Raw genomic sequence first — 13,001 nt, 5'->3', positions numbered from 1 at the left:
GATCCAGCTCAGGAGCTATATTCCGAATCTTTAGCGGGTAGGGGATTTTCGCTGCTTTGTGCCGCGTGTTTCTTGTCCTGCTTGCGCATGAATCGCAGGCCCCAGATAATAAGCGCCCACGTGATGAGGGCGATAACGAGGATGGTCGCCGGCCATTCACCCGCAATCATGGTCGCGCCATTGAACAAGGTATGCAGGGCGATAGCGGCCAGCCAGAATCCGGCCACCTGCCAGTAGCCGTGGCGCGCACCCGCATAGAGCTTGCCGACGCCCCACGCCGCAACCCCCGTATACAGCGCATGGCCAAAGGCGCCGGTGAAGATTCGCCCGGTACCGGTAATGAGTACGCCCCAGAGATCGCCATCCAGGTCATCGATGGCCGCGTTGAGGATGAACGGCACGTTTTCCATGGCATCGAAGCCCAGGCCTACCGCCATGCCGATCGCGGCGGCCTGGTACGGATGCCGCACGTTCCCAAAGGCCGCAATAATAATGACGACGCCAAGGAGCTTGATGGTTTCCTCCGGAAGCGGCGAGTAAAAGGCCCCGTCCAGGTAGGTGAGCCCCAGCTTGTCTGAAATCCCCACCATCTGGTCGTTGAGGCTTACCACTACCGGCTGGGCGAGCGCGCCCCATAGGATGCCTTGCCACATTGGCCGCGGCCTAAACCACCAGAATCCCAGTCCAAGCGTCAAGCCAGCGCAGATGAGCGCACCGATGAGCCCCACCTCGGTAAAACGGCGATCAACAAAGAAAAAGCCGGAAACTACCAGGCCGAAAGCGATAGATAGCCAGTACAGATTCTTCATGCTTTTTCTACCTCCTGGGCAAGTTCTTCAGCCCGCGGTCCGTGCAAGGAGAGGAACGTGGTGGGGCCATCGCCCTCGATGCTGATGGCTACGAGGTCGCCATCGCTAAGCGTGCGCTTATCCCCGTCGCGGTCGATGTCTCCTTCCGGCATGGCCGTACCTTCACCTATTGCCCGGAGGTAGCGCCGGGTGGCTTGGTCTTTGTCCTGTACGCCGACATCTTTAGCGCGGATCTGGGTGCCGTCACAGTCCCAGCGTGGTTCACTGCTGGTAGAGCCATCTTCTTCCGTGCAGGATAATCCGGGGACGCGGGCCTGGCCGGCCTGCACCTCAGAGGTGGGGTTGTCATACATGTCTGGCAGGAGCGCATTGGTGCCGTAGATGGCGCCAAATACTACGCCCGCCGCGAGGATGAGTGGTGTGCTTTTCATGCCTTCAACGCTAGGTACGCACTGCTCAGCGCGGTATCCTCCGCGGGGAGGATTAGGCCGGTCGCAGGGAGGATTTCTTCCCCATAAGTTTCCTTAAGCCCTGTGATAGGTTGGGTGCGTGTTTGAGGAGCTAGCGGAAGAAGCAGAGGCAAAGGACGAGCCCACCCGCGTGTGGTGGCAGTGGTGGGCACCCATCGCCATGGCCGTGGTCTTTGTTGGCCTTCCGCCCGCGGTCTATCACCTAGTCTCCGGCGTAGATCTGCTCATCCTCATGGCCGTGCTGACGGTGGTCATCGCTTTTGCCGACGGCGCCACTTTCCGCGCCTCCTGGACCATCTTTAGCGTGGCAGGGTTAGCCTATTTTGCCGCCATGTCCTTGTACTTCAACGAGGGCACCTGGATATACCTCCCAGTATTCGTGTTCCTGGCATGGGCTGCGAGCAGACTGGGTGCCGTGGTGGGCTCTAAGGCAGGGAAGAGCTAATGGAGACGTGGCGCCTAGAGCACCCAGAAGTGGGCACCATCGAGGTGCAGCGCGGGTACGATGCCGAGTTCGCGGAGATGGGCGAGTGGCCGAAGAAAGCCAAGGATTTCACCCCGGTACCGGGCGATGCTTCGCTGCCGGAGCGCGTCCAACTCTGGCGGAAGAACCCCAGCCCACGCCTGCAGATTGTGGTGAACGGTCAGGTACGCAGCCGCCACGATCGGCCGCGTACGGGCCGCTATTCGCTTAAGAAGAAGATTGAAAAAGACCTCACCCTGCTTGAGAACTCCGCCCCGCGCAGCAAACCTTATCTAGATATCCAAGCTTCTCCCTTTGGCGAGCTCCTCGACGTGTACTACCGCAATGGGGAGGAGGCAGTCGCCCTCGAGCCCCCGGCCGGCTCATTGGGAGAAAAGCGCCGCAAGGCCATGGAGGAAAGCTCCTTCAAGCGGGTGCTGTATCCGCTTTTGGGTGGCCTGGGAAAGTCCGGCTGGGCCATTGGCGTGATCGTGCTTGGCCCGATCATCAGCCGCATCTTGTCTCGGTTGTTGCCGGATTGGGAGCTGCCGGAAATTAACCTGCCGGATATCGCGCTCCCGGTGCCGGAGTTTCCGCAGATAGAGCTGCCGGTGCCGAATATCGACTTCAACATCGACATCGATCCGCCCGACTGGCTCGTATTTTTGATGGATTACAGCAAGGTGTGGGTACCACTCATCATCGCCATCGTGGTGGGCATTCAGGCCGTGCGCAATGCCAAGAAATCCGAGGAAAAGAAGCACCAGTGGCAGCAGAATGGCGCGTATGCTGACGGCCATGAAGATTCACGGCGCGATTGATGCGGAGGGCCGGTGCAAGCATTGGCATTCGCCGCTGGATGTGGTGGCCAATAAGTGCGCCACCTGCGGGAAGTATTTTGCCTGCGCGCTGTGCCATGCCGAGCTTACTGAGCATGAGTTTGGGCCCATGCTTGTCGACGCCCCCTCGGTCCTCTGCGGCGCCTGCCGCACCGAGATGAACTATCACGCCTATTCCGCCGCGCCTGCGTGTCCCCACTGTGGACATAAATTTAATCCCGGCTGCAGTGCGCATGCCGGGATCTATTTTCAGCTAGACCGCTAAGCGGTCCGGCCAAGTCGGTGTCTTAGTGTCTTAGAAGGAAGACAGCTGCTGTAGCTGCTGGATCTGTGGGATCTGTGGCAGCTGGAACTGGGATACGGCGTTCTGGGCAATCTTGGCCGCGTCCGGGATGCGGAAGGTCTGGCCCAGGAAGGGGACATCGACAGTCGGCTGGCCAGGGATGGTGCCCAGCTCGATGACCTTGGCGTTCTTGGCTGGAGCTGGGGCCGGAGCCGGAGCTGGCTTTGGTGCGGGGGCATTGCCGCGCTGGCCGCCCGTGTTGACCGGCTTGCCCTGACCGGTGGTGCCGTTCAGGCCGCAGCGAGCAATGGCCTCATCCATGCGGCCGATGGCGCCGCGGACCTCGTTGCCGCGTGGGTGCACGGTGGCAACGGCGAGGGCCTGGGACTTCTTCTGATTGTAGTCAGCGGAGTTGGTCCAGTACTGCTTGGCCTGGGAGCAGGAAATCTGGCCGGCAGGCATCTTGTCGAGGAGATTATCAACGGCGTCGGCATGGGCAGCGGCAGGGGCGGCGAGGGTGACGGTCAGGGCGGTAGCTGCAGATAGCAGCGCGGACTTACGTGCAAAGCTCATGCCAGACATCTTGCCACACTTGTTACGCCTGTGACAGGCCGAGGAAGCGATTGACCAGGCTGCGGTAGGCACGCACGGTGAGCTCGAGGTCCTCTAGGTAGAGGTGCTCGTCGTGGCTGTGCAGCTGGGAGTTGGCGCTGGCCATATCGCGGCCCTCGGCGTGCATGGCAAAGCCATAGGCATTGCCGCCCTTGCGGCGGGCGAAGCGCAGATCTGAGCCGCCGGTGGCGTGGACTGGGACAACGTCCTTGTCCGGGAATAATTCCTTGGAGGTGGCCTCAATCGCCCGCCATAGTTCGGTATCGGTGGAGGATTGCGTGGCATCTTCGGTGATGAGGTGTTCGATTTCTACCTCATCGGCCATGTCCCCGAGCGCGCTGCGCAGGAAGTCATCCAGATCCTCCTGGGTCTGGCCGGGGAAGGGGCGCACATCCATTTCCAGGTAAGCGTGCGAAGGCAGCACGTTGATTGCGCCGCCCGCGCGCAGGACGGTCTCGGCGATGGTGGTGTGGCTAAAGGCATGCGCGTAGGCGTCGAGGTTGCCGAACTTGGAGTAGTCACCCGTGCCGTCGATAAGCTCCTGCTCCGTCTGGGGATCAAACTTGAAGGTGCGCACAAAGCCTTCCCAGATCTCATTGGAGGCTGTGGGCGGTTCGGCGGTGGCGATGCGGCGGGCCACCTCGCCGATCTTCACGATGGCAAAGTCCTTGCCATAAGGGGTGGAACCGTGGCCGGCATCGCCATGCACGTGCAGGCGGCGCTGGCCGGCTCCCTTTTCTCCCACGTTAAAGCCCACCGCGCCGGGCAGGTGGCTGCCGCCGGTTTCAGATAAGCAGTTCTTCCAGGAAAAGGCGTCGGGGTGGTTCTCGGACATAAAGCGCACGCCGAGCCCGCCGCGGGCCTCTTCATCGGCCATGCCGACGAAGGCGAGGGTACCGCCCGTGTTACCCGCGCGGGCGACCTCGCGCGTGACGGCGGCCATGGTGGCGGTCATGAAGAGCATGTCTACGGAACCGCGGCCGTAGAGCTTGCCGTCCTCGATGAGGGCCTCGAAGGGCGGCTTGGTCCACTTCGGCTCATCTACGGGGACGACGTCTGTGTGGCCCATGAGGGTGAGCGGTTCCTTGTCCGGATCGCCGGGGACGGTCACCACGATGGAGACGCGGCCCGGGTGGGACTCGAAGCGCTCAATCTGCACGTCTTCGCCCGCGAAGAATTTTTCCAGGCTATCCGCATTGCGCACCTCGTGGCCGGAATCCGGGGTGAGGTCATTAACGCAGGCATTGCGGATAAGCTCTTGGAGAAGGGAGAGGGTGTCATCATAAAGCGTCATGCCCCCGAGGGTAGTTCCGCACAGATTTATATGTGGTTTTAACCAAAGTTGAACGCCGTTCAAGTAGGGTTTAGCACCATGAGCATCGTTGACATCGCCCGTGAGAAAGCCCTGGAGCAAGGCAAAGGCCTCAACCAGGAAGAGCTACTGCAGGTATTGCAGGTTCCGGATTCCCAGCTGGAGGAGATCGCCGATATCGCCCACCAGACCCGCCTGCAGTGGTGTGGCCCGGACGTATCGGTGGAAGGCATTATCTCCATTAAGACCGGCGGCTGCCCAGAAGATTGCCACTTCTGTTCCCAGTCCGGCCTTTTTGAGTCCCCGGTGCGCGCCGTGCGCCTGAACATCCCGGAGCTGGTGGAGGCGGCGCAGAAGACCGCTAAGTCCGGCGCCACCGAGTTCTGCATCGTCGCTGCGGTCAAGTCCCCGGATGATCGCTTGCTGGACCAGGTGGGCGAGGCGATTGCCGCAATTAATGACGCCGTCGATATCGAGATTTCTTGCTCGCTGGGCACCCTGACCCGCGAGCAGGCGCAGCGCCTGAAGGATATGGGCGCGCAGCGCTATAACCACAACCTGGAGACCTCCCGCTCCTTCTTCCCTAATGTGGTCACCACCCACACCTGGGAGGAGCGCAAGCAGACCCTCGACTACGTGCGCGAGGTAGGCATGGAGGTCTGCTGCGGCGGCATCATCGGCATGGGCGAGTCCCTGGAGCAGCGCGCTGAGTTCGCCGCGCAGCTGGCAGAGATTGATCCGTGCGAGGTGCCAATGAACTTCCTCGATCCGCGACCTGGCACCCCCTTTGCGGATCGCCCGCTGGTTCCGCTGGGTGAGGGCCTGCGCGCCGTGGCGGCGTTCCGCCTGGCCATGCCGTCTACCACCTTGCGCTTTGCTGGTGGCCGCGAGCTTTCGCTTGGCGACGACGGCACTGAGCGCGGCCTGCTCGGCGGCATCAACGCCATTATCGCCGGCAATTACCTGACTACCCTGGGCCAGCAGATTGAAAAGGATGTGGACATGTTGCACCGCATCGATCTGCCGATTAAGGCCCTGTAGTGCCGGGTTTATCCGAGCCCTCATCCGAATTGGCCGCTGCCGTTCTCTCCGGGGACGAGCCGATTTTCCATCCGAATACCGGCAAGCCGATCGAAGAGGTCTTCACGCTGCACCCCGCGGCTGCAGCCGGCCTCGACGTGCCGCGCTACTGCCAGATCTGTGGCCGCCGCATGGTGGCCCAGGTGCGCCCCGATGGCTGGCATACTAAGTGCTCGCGCCACGGGGAGCTGGATTCGGAGTGGCTTTATGTAGAGCACCTGCCCGAAAGCTAGCATCGGGGGCATGGATCCCGCCGTTTCCCTTGCCCACCAGTCTGCGCTGCGTTCGATCGCCCGAGTGGTCGAAGAATCGGCGCCGCATACGGAGGAAGGGAAGGCCTTAGGGGACGTCGTAAAGCAGCTGCGCGAGGGCCCAGTGATGGTGCTGACTGGGGCTGGGGTGTCTACGGAATCGGGCGTGCCGGATTATCGGGGCCCGCGCGGATCGCTCAGTAGGCACCGGCCGATGACCTATCAGGAATTTCGCCACGACCCGGCCGCAAGCCATAGGTATTGGGCCCGCAGCTTTGTGGGGTGGCGGGTCATGGATTCCGCGGTGCCGAATCGCACGCACTATGCGCTCGTGGAACTGGAGCGCGCCGGGCTGGTCAATGGCGTGGTCACGCAAAACGTGGATGGCCTGCATAAACAGGCGGGAACCGCGAACTTGGTGGCGCTGCATGGCGATATGGAAACCGTGGTGTGCTTGATGTGCGGGCAGCGGGAGGCGCGGCCGCACTTTGATGCGCGTCTAGCTGCAGCGAACCCGGGGTACCTGGAACGCCTTGTCGTGGAGGCGGATCAGGTGAACCCGGACGGTGATGTGACGCTTGATGAGGCCGATGTGGCAGCCTTCCGCATGGCAGGGTGCGAGCGCTGTGGTTCTGCCTTGTTGAAGCCGGACGTCGTCTACTTTGGTGAGCCCGTGCCGGCGGAGCGCCGTGATGCCGCTTTTGCCGTGTTAGGACAGGCGCGCTCGCTGCTGGTTGCTGGGTCTTCGCTGGCGGTAATGAGCGGGTATCGCTTTGTGCTGGAGGCAAAGAAACAGGGCAAACGTGTGGCCGTCATCAATGGTGGGCCCGGCCGGGGTGATAAGAAAGTGGATACGCTGTGGCGCACCCGGGTGGGACCGGCCTTTGACGCGGTACTCGATGAGCTGGGGCTATAACTAGCGCGGGATGCTCTCCACCAGTTCCAAAATGGTGCGCACGATCGCGCGGACGCGCTTATCCATAGGCATATCCTCGTGCATGACCATCGCGAGGCGGTCGAAGTCTTGGACATAAATATTGCGGACCGTGCCCTCTGCGACGCCGCGGGGGTCGAGGAAGCAGGTCTCGGGTGGAACAACGACGGCGTCGGACCGCGTGGCAATGCAGGTATAGCTCACGCCGGATTCCAGATCGCCGTCCCGGTTGGTTTCGCGCAGCGCTTCACTGCCGACGACCTGGTCCATGCCCGCCGGCCCAAACCAGCCATCGATGATGGAGCGCAGCACCGCTTCTTGGCGCGGGGTGCGGATGAGGCGGCTGGCTATGCCCCCATAGGTGGTGCCGTGATTCGGGGCGCTAATGCACATCAGGTGCAGGACGTTTTCGGCCCCGCCCTCCATACGCATCCAATAGCGGGCAAGCAGCCCACCTTGGGAGTGGCCGATGAGAATAACCTTGTCCGCGCCGGTAGCCGCGCGGACGGTATCGATATAAGCGCCAAGCTGGCGCGCAGATTCCGCAAGCGGCTGGGTAGCGCGGTGCCCATAGTCAGGGGCGAAGACGGCCCAGCCGTCCTGGCGCAGTTCATTGCCTAGGAGCTGCCATACGCCTTTTGTATCGCAGGTGCCGTGGATGAGGATGACCGGCCACGGTCGCTGCGCAGTAGGACGCGTGCTCCAGTCATCTTCGAAGACGCCGCGCGGTTTGATGCGCGCGCCAAGGGGCAGGGTGGCGGCGGCATCGGCATCGAGGGCGGTGTCGCCCGGGCTGGTCTTGACCTTCTGGGCTTTGATGAGGTCCGCGATTTCGGCCGCGACCTCCTCGCGCAGTGCCGTGGCCTCGGCAGGGGAGGCGACGCCTCGACGCGGGGAATCGGTCAATTCCTTCTCGTTGGCACGCCAGAATTTGCGGAGTTGTTCGGAAATAGTGGATTTCAACTCAGCCATGGTTCCGGATTGTACTCGTTATTGCAGGTTAACTGTGTTTTTGTCAGGGGTGAAGAAATTTATGGGCAAACCCTTGACCATCCTACGAAAGGTTTATAAACTTAGGCTTGCCTAATCACGGGCGGTGCTTGCAGGAGGGTGCGCTCCATTCCCTCCTTGGGTACCGAGAGATTAGTCATGGGGAGAAGGCCCGCCGATGTGCTGTCGGCGGGCCTTCGTTGTGGATAAGGGGCGGTTCCCGGCCTGAAGAAAAGGTGGCGCAAAAGGGGTGTAAAGGAAATATAAAAATTGCGAGCGAGAGGCGTAAAGATAGCGCAAAGATTGCCTAGGGCAGCGGGGGTGTGGTCCTAACGTTTGTGCTTAGCAGGTGCTGCCTTGGTACCGGCACCTGGCAGGCATACCTGTCAGGCACAGGAAAGTTTCACTCGCACAAGGGGGTTTCCCACATGTTAGACATCGTGGCAATCCTGATAGCCATCCTGACGGTTGGCTGTCCCTCCGTCCTCAACGAGCTTCTGGACGGTGATGCATAACCATGAACACCATTACAGCGGTCATTGGCCTCGTCATTGTTGTGGCCTTGGTGACCTACCTCATCATTTCCTTAGTCGATCCGGAGCGTTTCGCATGATCGCCAGCATTGGGGCGGTGTTACCGCAGTTCCTCGCCCTCGTCGTCTTACTCGCGGCGGCATATGTTCCTTTGGGCAATTGGATCGCACGCAGCTACACCTCTGACAAGGACTGGGCGGTAGAGCGTGCGGTGTATAAAGTCCTGCGCGTTGACCCAAACCGTGGGCATAACAGCAAGAACTACAGCCGTGCATTGCTTGGTTTCAGCTTGGCATCCGTACTCGTGCTTTACGCGGTGCAGCGCCTACAAACCGTTGTGCCTAGCTTTGGAAATCCCCGCTCCGCAGCGGTGGAACCGTGGATGGCGTTTAATACCGCGGCGTCATTCGTGTCCAATACCAACTGGCAGTCCTATTCGGGCGAAGAAACCCTGACCAATGCTGCGCAGATGCTTGGCCTGACCGTCCAGAACTTCGCCTCCGCGGCTGTCGGCATGTGTGTGGCGGTTGCGCTCATTCGCGGTATCGGTCACTTGGGATATAGCCGAGACAAGCTGGGCTCTGAGAGCGGACAGCACCTCATCGGAAATTTCTGGGTTGACCTCACCCGCGGTTTGGTGCGCATTCTTTTGCCGCTTTCACTATTGATTTCCTTCGTCCTTATCTTGGGCGGAACCATGCAAACCTTCGGGTCCAACCTGGTGAGCTCCGCGGGCGTGGATATTCCGCGCGCTCCGGTGGCTAGCCAGGAGGCAATCAAGCTGCTGGGAACCAATGGTGGTGGCATCTTCGGCGCCAACTCGGCGCACCCTTTTGAGAACCCCACTGGTTTTACCAACCTCGTGGAAATCTTTTCCTTGCTGGTCATTTCTTTCTGTTTCATTCGTGCCTACGGAGTAATGCTGAAATCCCAGAAGCATGCATGGACCTTGCTTGGCGTCATCGGCGGCATCTGGACCGTTATGGTTGCCTTGGTGGTATGGGCACAGCACACTACCACCGGTGCGGCAGCTCAGGCTGCGGGCGGCAACTTGGAGGGCATCGAACAGCGCCTAGGTATTGACGCTTCCGCACTCTTTGCGGTGTCTACCACGGGCACTTCTACCGGTGCGGTCGATTCGATGCACGATAGCTACTCACCATTGGGTGGCGGCTTGTTGATCCTCAATATGCTCCTGGGCGAAATTGCACCAGGCGGCGTGGGCACGGGTCTCTACGGTCTGCTGATGGTAGCAATCCTCGCCGTATTTATCGGCGGCCTGCTCGTTGGGCGCACACCGGAGTTCATGGGCAATAAGGTCGGCCGCAAGGAAATCTCCGCGGTGAGCTTATACATCCTCACCATGCCGGTCCTCGTCCTGGTAGGCGTGGGGGCATCGGTGGCTCAGCGCAAGCTGGTGGAGCGTTCCGCGACCAACTTCGGCGCGCCAGGAACCCCAGATAACGCGCACGGTCTCTCCGAGGTGCTCTATGCCTTTACCTCGGCCTCGAATAATAACGGCTCGGCCTTCGCCGGCCTGACGGTAACCGAGCCCTGGTGGCAAGTCACCCTCGGTATCGCCATGCTGCTGGGCCGCTTCCTCCCCATCGTTTTCACCCTGTACTTGGCGGGCAGCCTAGCCGGTCAACGCCGGCAGGCCACTACCGCCGGCAGCTTGCCGACGTCCGGTGTGACCTTCGCGCTGCTTACCATCGGCGTCATTGTGTTGGTCGCCGCCCTTACCTTCTTCCCCGTTCTTACCTTGGGTCCCATTTCGGAGGCACTCTCATGACAACACCAACTATGACCACTGAGCAACGCACTCCTCAGCGCCCTGCCACCAAAACCAGTGGGTTGGCTGCGGCAGCGTTAAAGTCGTTGCCGCACAAGATGTCCCCACTCGCCCAAGCCCGCAACCCCGTCATGTTCGTGGTGTGGGTAGGCGCCGCGCTGACTACCCTGTGGTCCATCTTTAGCCCCAGCGTTTATGGCTGGGTGGTGACCGTATGGTTGTGGTTTACCATTGCGTTCGCCGCGTTTGCTGAGGCATATGCCGAAGGCCGCGGCAAAGCCCAAGCGGATAGCTTGCGCGCCGTGCGCGATGACGCCACCGCTAACCTGGTCACCGATGGCGGCATCGAGGTCATTGCCGCTTCTGAGCTCACCAAGGGCGCTATCGTGCGCGTGGAAGCCGGAGAGACGATCCCGGGCGACGGCGACGTCATTGAAGGCGCGGCAACCGTCGATGAATCTGCCATTACCGGCGAGTCTGCTCCCGTGGTTCGCGAGGCCGGCGGCGATCGCTGTGCTGTAACCGGCGGTACCGTGGTCTTGTCTGATTCCATCTTGGTACGGATCACCTCGGAGCCGGGATCTACCTTCGTCGATACGATGATTGCCTTGGTGGAGGGAGCGGAGCGCCGCAAGACCCCGAATGAGATCGCGCTGAGCATCCTCCTGTCTACCCTGACTATTCTCTTCCTCATTGCGGTTACCGCACTGGCCCCAATGGGGTTGTTTACCGGCGCGGAGCTCTCCCCGCTCTCGCTGGTGGCCCTGTTGGTCTGCCTCATCCCAACCACCATCGCTGCCCTGCTATCTGCGGTGGGAATCGCGGGAATGAACCGCCTCGTGCACCACAATGTTCTGGCTACGTCCGGACGAGCGGTGGAGGCGGCGGGCGACGTAGCGACCCTACTCATGGATAAAACCGGCACCATCACCTATGGCAACCGGCAGGCCACCGGGCTTATCGTTGCGCACGGTGTCGATGAGCAGGAAGCTGCGGAGATAGCCCGCGTTGCTTCGGTTGCCGATGAGACCCCAGAGGGTCGCTCCATCGTGTCGTGGTTGACCGAAAACTATCGCCTTTCTACCGCAGCAGGAGAGGAAGAAAAGACCGCTGAGGTCATTCCATTTAGCGCTTCTACCCGCATGTCTGGGCTTAACCTGAGAGGCCGAAAGCTGCGTAAAGGTGCCGGTGATGCTGTGCGCCGGTGGGTAACTGAAGCAGGTGGCGACTGGCCGCAAGAAATTGCAGACTCCGTGACCCAGATTGCTGAAGGTGGTGGAACCCCGCTGCCCGTTGCTGTGGAAGAATCCGACGGCACCCGCAGGGTTATTGCGGTGGTGCAGCTCAGTGACGTCGTCAAGCCGGGCATGGCGGAGCGCTTCGCCGAACTGCGCCAGATGGGCATCAAAACCATCATGGTGACCGGCGATAACCCGTTGACGGCAGCGGCCATTGCGAAAGAGGCAGGCGTCGATGATTACATCGCGGAGGCCACCCCAGAAGACAAGCTGGCCAGGATCCGCGAGGAACAGGCGCACGGCCGCATGGTTGCTATGACCGGTGACGGTACTAACGATGCGCCGGCGCTGGCGCAGGCGGACGTGGGTGTGGCCATGAACACGGGCACCTCTGCAGCGAAGGAAGCCGCCAATATGGTGGACTTGGATTCTGATCCGACCAAGCTTATCGATGTCGTGCGCATTGGCAAGCAGTTGCTCATCACCCGTGGGGCGCTTACCACCTTCTCTTTGGCCAATGACTTAGCGAAGTACTTCGCCATCTTGCCGGCCCTGTTTTCTACCCAGCTTCCGCACCTCGAGCGCCTCAACGTGATGCACCTGCACTCGCCGCAATCCGCCATTGTGTCTGCAGTGGTATTCAATGCGCTCATCATCGTTGCTCTTATTCCATTGGCGCTCAAGGGCGTGGCCTATAAGCCGGCCTCTGCTTCGTCCCTGCTCCGCCGTAACCTGGGCATCTGGGGCCTGGGCGGCGTGATCACCCCATTCCTAGGCATCTGGCTCATTGACCAGGTAGTCAACCTGCTTCCAGGTATGTAGAAAAAGAAGGACCAAAAATGCGTGTCTATTTTCGTAACCTCGCCGCTGGATTCGTAGCCGTACTATTGTGTGTTGTCGCACTAGGAATGATCTATCCCGCTGCCGTGTGGGGAATCTCCCGCATCAAGCCGGACTCCGCCGAGGGCAACCTCATTTACCAAGGTGAGTGCCTAGCTGGCTCGACCCAGCTTCAAGATGGCCAGACCGAAGGCCCGTACTTCTTCCCCCGTGCCGAAGGCATGAGCAATTACGGCGCTAGTAGCTCCGAGCTAGAAAAAGCCGTGCAGGAGCGGCGCGGGGACATCGCCAAGCGTGAAGGCGCCGCTCCAGAAGATGTTCCCACCGATGCGGTAACCGGTTCCGGCTCTGGTGTCGACTCTGGCATTAGCCCTGCGTACGCTGAACTACAGGCTCCGCGCGTCGCTCGAGAGCAGGGGATGAGCACCGAAGAAGTGCGAAGCCTCATCGAGGACAATACGGAGCATGCCAGCCTCGGGTTCCTGGGCGAAGACGCAGTCAACGTCACTACTCTCAACCGAGCACTGCCCATTCCACCGTCCTGCTCATAAGATG

Annotated in this window: 15 protein-coding genes; 10 read left to right on the top strand and 5 right to left on the bottom strand. The window is 60.9% G+C overall.

The annotated features are described in order from the left end of the window. Positions 1-8 precede the first annotated feature (8 nt). Entirely contained in the window at positions 9-809 is an 801-nt protein-coding gene (locus tag QP965_RS09595; RefSeq protein ID WP_284844779.1) for a PrsW family intramembrane metalloprotease, read from the bottom strand. Beyond that, positions 806-1,240 carry a hypothetical protein gene (locus tag QP965_RS09590; protein ID WP_284844780.1) on the bottom strand — a complete coding sequence of 145 codons (435 nt, stop codon included), beginning with the start codon at positions 1,238-1,240 and terminating at the stop codon, positions 806-808. Before QP965_RS09590 ends, QP965_RS09595 begins: the two co-directional genes overlap by 4 nt. A gap of 118 nt (positions 1,241-1,358) precedes the next feature. Between QP965_RS09590 and QP965_RS09585 the strand changes: the two genes are divergently transcribed. Genes QP965_RS09585 through QP965_RS09575 form a run of 3 tightly spaced genes read left to right on the top strand, consistent with a single transcriptional unit; the run spans position 1,359 to position 2,846 of the window. Next, positions 1,359-1,724: a hypothetical protein gene (locus tag QP965_RS09585; protein ID WP_005326304.1), complete on the top strand. Its 366-nt coding sequence runs from the start codon at positions 1,359-1,361 to the stop codon at positions 1,722-1,724. After that, the gene (locus QP965_RS09580) at positions 1,724-2,563 is read left to right on the top strand and encodes a hypothetical protein (protein ID WP_284844781.1); all 840 of its coding nucleotides are present in this window, start codon (positions 1,724-1,726) and stop codon (positions 2,561-2,563) included. Before QP965_RS09585 ends, QP965_RS09580 begins: the two co-directional genes overlap by 1 nt. Next, positions 2,541-2,846 (top strand): CHY zinc finger protein, encoded by a 306-nt coding sequence (locus QP965_RS09575; protein WP_198492306.1) that lies wholly within the window; start codon positions 2,541-2,543, stop codon positions 2,844-2,846. Before QP965_RS09580 ends, QP965_RS09575 begins: the two co-directional genes overlap by 23 nt. A gap of 30 nt (positions 2,847-2,876) precedes the next feature. On the opposite strand, the gene QP965_RS09570 is transcribed toward QP965_RS09575, so the two are convergent. Together QP965_RS09570 and QP965_RS09565 are read right to left on the bottom strand one after the other, a co-directional pair. Next, complete coding sequence (locus QP965_RS09570) at positions 2,877-3,437, bottom strand: hypothetical protein (protein ID WP_284844782.1); 561 nt, start codon at positions 3,435-3,437, stop codon at positions 2,877-2,879. 22 nt (positions 3,438-3,459) lie between these two features. Further along, positions 3,460-4,770, bottom strand: a complete 1,311-nt coding sequence (locus QP965_RS09565) for a M20/M25/M40 family metallo-hydrolase (protein ID WP_284844783.1) — start codon at positions 4,768-4,770, stop codon at positions 3,460-3,462. 78 nt (positions 4,771-4,848) lie between these two features. On the opposite strand from QP965_RS09565, the gene bioB reads away from it, so the two are divergent. The 3 genes from bioB to QP965_RS09550 are packed head-to-tail and all read left to right on the top strand — an operon-like array spanning position 4,849 to position 7,035. Beyond that, positions 4,849-5,829: a biotin synthase BioB gene (gene bioB / locus QP965_RS09560; RefSeq protein ID WP_284844784.1), complete on the top strand. Its 981-nt coding sequence runs from the start codon at positions 4,849-4,851 to the stop codon at positions 5,827-5,829. Further along, entirely contained in the window at positions 5,829-6,101 is a 273-nt protein-coding gene (gene bsaP / locus QP965_RS09555; protein WP_284844785.1) for a biotin synthase auxiliary protein BsaP, read from the top strand. Before bioB ends, bsaP begins: the two co-directional genes overlap by 1 nt. A 10-nt stretch (positions 6,102-6,111) precedes the next feature. Next, entirely contained in the window at positions 6,112-7,035 is a 924-nt protein-coding gene (locus tag QP965_RS09550; protein WP_284844786.1) for a Sir2 family NAD-dependent protein deacetylase, read from the top strand. On the opposite strand, the gene QP965_RS09545 is transcribed toward QP965_RS09550, so the two are convergent. Further along, positions 7,036-8,025 (bottom strand): lipase family alpha/beta hydrolase, encoded by a 990-nt coding sequence (locus QP965_RS09545; RefSeq protein WP_284844787.1) that lies wholly within the window; start codon positions 8,023-8,025, stop codon positions 7,036-7,038. Between the two features lie 535 nt (positions 8,026-8,560). Here QP965_RS09545 and kdpF point away from each other — a divergent pair. From kdpF to QP965_RS09525, 4 genes are read left to right on the top strand one after another with little or no spacing between them, the layout of a single operon-like run. Beyond that, positions 8,561-8,656 (top strand): K(+)-transporting ATPase subunit F, encoded by a 96-nt coding sequence (kdpF, locus tag QP965_RS09540; protein ID WP_005328272.1) that lies wholly within the window; start codon positions 8,561-8,563, stop codon positions 8,654-8,656. Beyond that, complete coding sequence (gene kdpA / locus QP965_RS09535; protein WP_284844788.1) at positions 8,653-10,368, top strand: potassium-transporting ATPase subunit KdpA; 1,716 nt, start codon at positions 8,653-8,655, stop codon at positions 10,366-10,368. The genes kdpF and kdpA overlap by 4 nt, the downstream gene beginning before the upstream one ends. Next, on the top strand, positions 10,365-12,428 hold the full coding sequence (kdpB, locus tag QP965_RS09530; protein WP_284844789.1) for a potassium-transporting ATPase subunit KdpB: 2,064 nt from the start codon (positions 10,365-10,367) through the stop codon (positions 12,426-12,428). Before kdpA ends, kdpB begins: the two co-directional genes overlap by 4 nt. Positions 12,429-12,445: 17 nt before the next feature. Continuing rightward, complete coding sequence (locus QP965_RS09525) at positions 12,446-12,997, top strand: potassium-transporting ATPase subunit C (RefSeq protein WP_284844790.1); 552 nt, start codon at positions 12,446-12,448, stop codon at positions 12,995-12,997. Positions 12,998-13,001 lie beyond the last annotated feature (4 nt).

Source organism: Corynebacterium sp. MSK074 (assembly GCF_030229735.1).
Lineage (GTDB): Bacteria > Actinomycetota > Actinomycetes > Mycobacteriales > Mycobacteriaceae > Corynebacterium.
This window is presented reverse-complemented; position numbering and strand designations above follow the sequence as displayed.

Coding starts and splice junctions, on each gene's coding strand:
- QP965_RS09565 (WP_284844783.1), bottom strand. CDS start 4,770: ATGACGCTTTATGATGACACCCTCTCCCTTCTCCAAGAGCTTATCCGC.
- kdpF (WP_005328272.1), top strand. CDS start 8,561: ATGAACACCATTACAGCGGTCATTGGCCTCGTCATTGTTGTGGCCTTG.
- bioB (WP_284844784.1), top strand. CDS start 4,849: ATGAGCATCGTTGACATCGCCCGTGAGAAAGCCCTGGAGCAAGGCAAA.
- kdpB (WP_284844789.1), top strand. CDS start 10,365: ATGACAACACCAACTATGACCACTGAGCAACGCACTCCTCAGCGCCCT.
- QP965_RS09580 (WP_284844781.1), top strand. CDS start 1,724: ATGGAGACGTGGCGCCTAGAGCACCCAGAAGTGGGCACCATCGAGGTG.
- QP965_RS09575 (WP_198492306.1), top strand. CDS start 2,541: ATGAAGATTCACGGCGCGATTGATGCGGAGGGCCGGTGCAAGCATTGG.
- QP965_RS09590 (WP_284844780.1), bottom strand. CDS start 1,240: ATGAAAAGCACACCACTCATCCTCGCGGCGGGCGTAGTATTTGGCGCC.
- QP965_RS09545 (WP_284844787.1), bottom strand. CDS start 8,025: ATGGCTGAGTTGAAATCCACTATTTCCGAACAACTCCGCAAATTCTGG.
- QP965_RS09525 (WP_284844790.1), top strand. CDS start 12,446: ATGCGTGTCTATTTTCGTAACCTCGCCGCTGGATTCGTAGCCGTACTA.
- QP965_RS09550 (WP_284844786.1), top strand. CDS start 6,112: ATGGATCCCGCCGTTTCCCTTGCCCACCAGTCTGCGCTGCGTTCGATC.
- QP965_RS09570 (WP_284844782.1), bottom strand. CDS start 3,437: ATGAGCTTTGCACGTAAGTCCGCGCTGCTATCTGCAGCTACCGCCCTG.
- kdpA (WP_284844788.1), top strand. CDS start 8,653: ATGATCGCCAGCATTGGGGCGGTGTTACCGCAGTTCCTCGCCCTCGTC.
- QP965_RS09595 (WP_284844779.1), bottom strand. CDS start 809: ATGAAGAATCTGTACTGGCTATCTATCGCTTTCGGCCTGGTAGTTTCC.